Annotated in this window: 4 protein-coding genes; all 4 read left to right on the top strand. The window is 70.4% G+C overall.

What is annotated here, in order from left to right:
• Positions 1–83: 83 nt before the first annotated feature.
• The 4 genes from thrB (at position 84) to HET64_RS16295 (ending at position 6,801) form a co-directional block, all read left to right on the top strand.
• Positions 84–1,001, top strand: coding sequence for a homoserine kinase (gene thrB, locus HET64_RS16310; protein WP_215106205.1), 918 nt, complete (start codon positions 84–86; stop codon positions 999–1,001).
• Positions 1,002–1,392: 391 nt separating this feature from the next.
• Positions 1,393–3,450: a transcription termination factor Rho gene (gene rho / locus HET64_RS16305; RefSeq protein WP_215106201.1), complete on the top strand. Its 2,058-nt coding sequence runs from the start codon at positions 1,393–1,395 to the stop codon at positions 3,448–3,450.
• Between the two features lie 255 nt (positions 3,451–3,705).
• Entirely contained in the window at positions 3,706–5,424 is a 1,719-nt protein-coding gene (locus HET64_RS16300; RefSeq protein WP_308370103.1) for a trypsin-like serine protease, read from the top strand.
• 273 nt (positions 5,425–5,697) lie between these two features.
• Positions 5,698–6,801 carry an LCP family protein gene (locus HET64_RS16295; RefSeq protein WP_215106199.1) on the top strand — a complete coding sequence of 368 codons (1,104 nt, stop codon included), beginning with the start codon at positions 5,698–5,700 and terminating at the stop codon, positions 6,799–6,801.
• Positions 6,802–6,808 lie beyond the last annotated feature (7 nt).

Below are 6,808 nucleotides of genomic sequence, written 5' to 3'. Positions count from 1 at the left end.
TCCCTCAGCACCGCCCTCACGCCCCGCCGCCGCAGAGCCACCCGCACTGCATCCCCGCCGCTTTACAAGGAGTGGTCCGACCGATGGCCGGTCCCGCGTTCCGAGCCGCCGCCGTCAGGGTGCGCGTCCCCGCAACCAGCGCCAACCTGGGGCCGGGGTTCGACGCCCTGGGCCTCTCGCTGGGGCTGTACGACGACGTCGTCGTCCGGGTCGCCGACTCCGGGCTGCACATCGACATCGCAGGTGAGGGCAGTGACACGCTGCCCCGCGACGAGAGCCACCTGCTCGTGCGCTCCCTGCGCACCGCGTTCGACCTGCTCGGCGGCCAGCCCCGCGGGCTGGAGATCGTCTGCGCCAACCGCATCCCGCACGGCCGCGGTCTCGGCTCCTCCTCCGCCGCCATCTGCGCCGGAATCGTGGCCGCCCGCGCCGTGACGACGGGCGGCGACGCCCGCCTCGACGACGCGGCCCTGCTGGAGCTGGCGACCGAGATCGAGGGTCACCCCGACAATGTCGCGGCCTGTCTGCTCGGCGGCTTCACGCTCGCCTGGATGGACGGCGGCGCGGCCCGGGCGATCCGGATGGACCCCGCCGAATCCGTCGTCCCGGTGGTCTTCGTACCGGGGCGCCCGGTGCTCACCGAGACGGCGCGCGGCCTGCTCCCGCGCACCGTCCCGCACGTCGACGCGGCCCTCAACGCCGGCCGGGCGGCCCTCCTCGTCGAGGCCCTGACCCGTCGCCCGGAGCTGCTGCTCGCCGCCACCGAGGACCGGATCCACCAGGAATACCGGGGGCCCGCCATGCCGGAGAGCGTGGAGTTGGTGCACCGCCTGCGCGCCGACGGTGTGCCCGCGGTCATCTCCGGCGCGGGGCCCACCGTCCTCGCGCTGACGGAGGAGGGCTCGGCCGACAAGGTCGCCCGACTGGCGGGGGAGGGCTGGGCGGCGAACCGGCTGGCCCTCGACGCGACGGGCGCCACTGTGCTGCCGCTGGCCGCGTAACCGCATGTGATTACCGGTGAGCGAGAGGGGGAATGTTTGTTGGAGCCGGTAGTGTTAACCTCAAGTCTGCAACCGACGTCTTTGAGGCGCGTTGCTTCGTGTCCCCCTCCGGGACCACCATTCTTCCGGGAGCCTCCCCAACTGCCTGAGCAGCCTGCCTGAGCAGTTTCGAGCACGCTCCGGAACCGGCACGACACCCCTCGCTCGTCCAGGAGTGGGCCGAGCAGGGGGATCTCGCGCCGGACCCCGCACGTTCATCTCTCCGCCGTACACCCGGCGGACCACCGCCCCGGCAAGGTCCGCGATCCAGCAAGATCAACAGACCGCAGTCGGACAGCACAACCGGTCGCCGAGCCAGAAGGCCGACGTCCGCTCCAGGGAAGGACCCTTCGTGAGCGACACCACCGATCTGATGGGCGTGACTGCCGACAAGAGCGTCGACAGCGCCGCGCCCGCCGAAGGTGCTGCCACTGGCACCACCGCACGGCGCCGCCGCTCCGGCACCGGCCTCGAGGGCATGGTCCTGGCCGAGCTGCAGCAGGTCGCGTCCGGCCTCGGCATCAGGGGCACCGCGCGGATGCGCAAGAGCCAGCTGATCGAGGTCATCAAGGAGGCGCAGGCGGGTGGCGGATCCGCCGCCCCCAAGGCCTCCTCCAAGGCCGCAGAGGCCCCCGCCGAGGCGGAGAGCAAGCCGAAGCGCCGCGCTACCTCGAAGGCGCGCACCGGGGACGAGGCCGCCGCTGCCGCCGCCGAGAAGGACGCGGCCCAGCAGCAGATCGACATCCCCGGTCAGCCGGCCAGCGACGACCAGCCCGCGGGCGAGCGTCGTCGCCGCCGTGCGACCGCGCAGGCGGGCAGCCCCGACACCAAGACCGAGGCGAAGACCGAGGTCAAGGCCAAGGCGGAGCCCCAGGCCGAGCAGAAGACCGAGGAGCGGGGCGAGCCGAAGGGCGACGCCAAGGCCGAGGCCGCGGCCGACACGGCCGAGGGCCGTCGCGGCGACCGTCAGGGCCGCGGTGAGCGGGGCGACCGCGGCGAGCGTCGTGAGCGTCAGCGCGACCGCCGGGGCAAGGGCGACGACCAGGGCCAGCAGGGTGGCGGCGGGCAGCGCCCGCAGCGCCAGGGCCAGGGCGGTGGCGGGCAGGGACAGGGCCAGGGCCAGGGCCAGCAGAACCGTGACAACGGTCCGCAGGACGACTTCGACGACGAGGCCGGTGGCCGTCGCGGCCGTCGCGGCCGCTACCGCGACCGCCGTGGCCGTCGCGGGCGCGACGACTTCGCCAGCGACGTGCAGGTGGCCGACGACGACGTCCTGATCCCCGTCGCGGGCATCCTGGACATCCTCGACAACTACGCGTTCATCCGGACCTCCGGCTATCTGCCGGGCCCGAACGACGTGTACGTCTCGCTCGCCCAGGTCCGCAAGAACGGCCTGCGCAAGGGCGACCACGTCACCGGCGCGGTGCGCCAGCCCAAGGACGGCGAGCGGCGCGAGAAGTTCAACGCGCTGGTCCGCCTCGACTCGGTCAACGGCATGGCCCCGGAGTCCGGCCGCGGCCGCCCCGAGTTCCAGAAGCTGACCCCGCTCTACCCGCAGGACCGGCTCCGTCTGGAGACCGACTCCAACATCCTGACGACGCGGATCATCGACCTGGTGGCCCCGATCGGCAAGGGCCAGCGCGGGCTCATCGTGGCCCCGCCGAAGACCGGCAAGACCATGATCCTCCAGGCCATCGCCAACGCGATCACGGTCAACAGCCCCGAGTGCCACCTGATGGTCGTCCTGGTCGACGAGCGTCCGGAAGAGGTCACCGACATGCAGCGGTCGGTGAAGGGCGAGGTCATCTCCTCGACCTTCGACCGTCCCGCCGAGGACCACACCACCGTCGCCGAGCTGGCCATCGAGCGCGCCAAGCGTCTCGTCGAGCTGGGTCACGACGTGGTCGTCCTGCTCGACTCGATCACCCGCCTGGGCCGCGCGTACAACCTCGCGGCGCCGGCCTCCGGCCGCATCCTGTCCGGTGGTGTCGACTCGACCGCGCTCTACCCCCCGAAGCGCTTCTTCGGCGCCGCGCGCAACATCGAGGACGGCGGCTCGCTGACCATCCTCGCCACCGCGCTCGTCGAGACCGGCTCGCGCATGGACGAGGTGATCTTCGAGGAGTTCAAGGGCACCGGCAACATGGAGCTCAAGCTCGACCGGAAGCTCTCGGACAAGCGCATCTTCCCGGCGGTGGACGTCGACGCGTCCTCCACCCGTAAGGAAGAGATCCTGCTCGGCACCGACGAGCTGGCGGTCGTCTGGAAGCTGCGCCGGGTGCTGCACGCGCTCGACCAGCAGCAGGCGATCGAGCTCCTCCTGGACCGGATGAAGAAGACCCAGTCCAACGCGGAGTTCCTGCTCCAGATCCAGAAGACGACGCCGGGCAGCGGAAACGGCAACGACTGACGTTCTTCTGCTGTTCCGCTATTCCGTTGTTCTGCGAAAGCGCCCCGTTACTCCGGTGACGAGGGCGTTTTCGCGTTATGCGATCAGCGGCAGTAGGTGGGGGGGAACGTATTTTCTATACGCCCACTGTGATGACTCCAGTGGGGAGAACTCTCTCCTTCGCATGCACGTACACGGCGCCGTCACCGAGGCGCCGTGTTCATCGAGGGGAGTCCTGTGACATCTGGCAGACGGAGGGGTTTCCTGACCCTCCCTGTGGCAACTGCCGTGCTCGCTCTGGGAGCCGGGGCACTGGCCTCCGTTCCCGCGCAGGCCGCGGACACGGTCCCGCTTCCGGGTAAGCAGAACATCCAGAAGCGGTCCGACGTACCGCAGGCCGAACTGCTCGACACCGTCAAGGGATCGGCCGCCAAGCTGGCGGAGGGCGAGTCGGGTGCGCCCGCGCCCGGCGGAACCACGGAACCGGCGCCGGAGCGCACCGCCGATCCGAAGATCATCGGGGGGTCCGCAGCCCTGATATCCGAGGCGCCGTGGATGGTGCAGCTGCACTACTACGACGACAAGGGAACCTCCGGCACCGCGGACGACGAGAGCTACTTCTGCGGTGGCACGCTCGTCGCGCCCGCCAAGGTCCTGACCGCCGCGCACTGCGTGGACGGACTGGACTGGAACAGACACGGTGCGGTCGTCGGCGGCACCGCCAAGCTCCCGACCGACGACGGCGGCCTCAACGGCGGCCAGGCCGTCGGCGTCTGGCGTCAGTGGGTCCACCCCGCTTACGACGACGCCGAGTTGAGCAGCGACGTCGCCGTGCTGACGCTGGGCGCCGCCCTCCCGTACAAGACGCTCCAGCCGGCGTCCGGCGCCGAGACGGCGCTGTACAAGGAAGGCACCCGCGCCACCGTCTACGGCTGGGGCCGCACCAGCTCCACCAGCGAGGCCATCTCGCCGACGCTGCGCAAGGCCACGGTGCCGGTCAACGCCGACTCCACCTGCGCGTCCTTCTACGGCTCCGAGTTCACGGCCGGGAAGATGACGTGTGCCGGAGTGCCGGCGGCGGGCCAGGACGAGGGCACCGTATCGCCGTGCAACGGCGACTCCGGTGGTCCGCTCGTGGTCAACGGCCGTATCGCGGGCGTCGTTTCGTGGGGCGTCAAGGACTGCGTCGCCACCGGCGCGTACAGCGTCTACTCCAAGGTCAGCTCGTTCTTCGGGCAGATCAACCCCCGGATCGACGACGCCAACCTCAACTTCGACACCACGGCGGACCTGTTCGCCCGGCAGTCGAAGGGCGAGGCGTTCGAGTACTACTCCAACGGCAAGGCGTTCACCGCGCCGGCGGCCCTCGGCAACTGGGGCGCGGTCAACCTGGTGCGTCAGGTCGACTGGGACCGCGACTTCTACCAGGACTACATCTACCGCGTCGGCAACGACCTGTACTGGTTCTACTTCGACGGCACGGACTGGGCCGAGAAGAAGATCGGCACGGGCTGGTCCTCGTTCAAGAACATCCTCTTCCCCGGCGACATCACCGGTGACGGGAACCCCGACCTCGTCGGCATCGACAGCACGGGCACCCTCGTCACCTACCCGGGCCGCGGCGACGGCACCTTCGGGGCCAAGGTCACGGCGGGCTCCGGATGGGGATCGCTGAAGCTGTTCGGCAAGGGCGACTACAGCGGTGACGGCATCCCGGACCTGCTGGCCCGGGACGGAAAGGGCCAGCTGTGGCTCTACGCCGGCCGCCACAACGTGGCCTCGCCGTTCGCCAACAAGGCCCTGGTCGGCACCGGCTGGAACTTCTCGGCCTACATCGCCACCGGGGACAACACCGGTGACGGCAGGGCGGACCTCACCGTCCGTGACAGCACCGGCGCGATGTGGTTCTACCCGACCAGCGGTTCGGCGACCAAGCCCTTCGGGCCGAAGCTGAAGGCCGGCACCGGCTGGAACGGATTCAACCTCTTCGGCTGATCCCGGCCGACGTCGGCCGGCCCGAGACCTTGGCCACACCGGCCCCGGTCCGCGGACCGTCCGCCACATCGCTGTACCGAGCACGAAACCCCAGGTGAACGCCGCCTCGCGGCCCGTTTGCCCGAACGTCCTGTGGCCCCCGTCCTCCGACGGGGGCCACAGGCGCGTATGCAACCCTTCTTGCTGCTTCGGCCGTCCCACCGGGAGAGGCCGACCGCGCGTGGAACACCACGGCAGGGGGCAGACCGGCCACAGGAGTGACGAGGGAGACGCGTGAGCGAGCAGAGCAGGAGCACCGGCCGCATACGCGGCACCGGCAGCCGACGGAGGAAGCCGTCCCGCCGGCACCGTGCCAAGGTCGTCGCGGCCTGGACGGTGGCGGGTGTCGTGGTCGTCGGCGGGGCCGGATTCGGATACGCGTACCTGGCGCTCGACGGCAACCTCTCCAGCATCGACATCGACGCCAAACTCGGCACCGACCGTCCCGACGACGTGGACGACGGCTCCCAGGACATCCTGGTGCTGGGCTCCGACTCGCGCTCCGGCGACAACGGGAAGTACGGCGAGGACGAGGGCGCGGCCCGCTCCGACACGGCGATGGTCATGCACGTCGACAAGGGCCACAAGTCCGCGAGCGTCGTCTCGATACCCCGCGACACCCTGATCGAGCGCCCCGCCTGCGAGAGCGACACCACCGGCGACGAGGTCCCCGCCGAGCACCGGGCGATGTTCAACACCGCCTACGAGGTCGGTGGGCCCGCCTGCGCGGTGAAGACCGTCGAGTCGATGTCCGGCATCCGCATGGACCACTACCTGGAAGTCGACTTCACCGGCTTCAAGGAGCTCATCGACCAGCTCGGCGGCGTGGAGATCACCACGAAGACCGCGATCGACGACTCCAAGAGCCACCTGGACCTGGAGCCGGGCACCCACACGCTGAACGGCGAGGAGTCCCTCGGCCTCGTCCGTACGCGCAAGAGCGTCGGCGACGGCAGCGACCTCGGGCGCATCCAGCTCCAGCAGGCGTTCATCAAGGCGCTGATGGAGCAGGCGAAGAGCGTCGGGGCGTTCACCAGCCCCACCAAGCTCTACGGCCTCGCGGACGCCGCCACCAAGGCCGTCACCACCGACTCCGGGCTCGGCTCCGTCAAGAAGCTCACCGGTTTCGCCAATGGCCTCAAGGGGCTGGACGCCAAGAACGTCCACATGGTGACCCTGCCCGTGGAGTACGACCCGGCCGACCCGAACCGGGTCCTGCCGCAGGAGAAGGCCGGCCGGCAGGTCTGGGCCGCCCTCAAGCACGACCGGCCGATCCCCGCCTCCGCCACGGAGAAGTCGGCCGGCGACAAGGGCGACGCCGACGAGGTCGTCGAGTAGCCACCCA

The sequence above is a fragment of the Streptomyces sp. McG3 genome (assembly GCF_018619185.1).
Lineage (GTDB): Bacteria > Actinomycetota > Actinomycetes > Streptomycetales > Streptomycetaceae > Streptomyces.
This window is presented reverse-complemented; position numbering and strand designations above follow the sequence as displayed.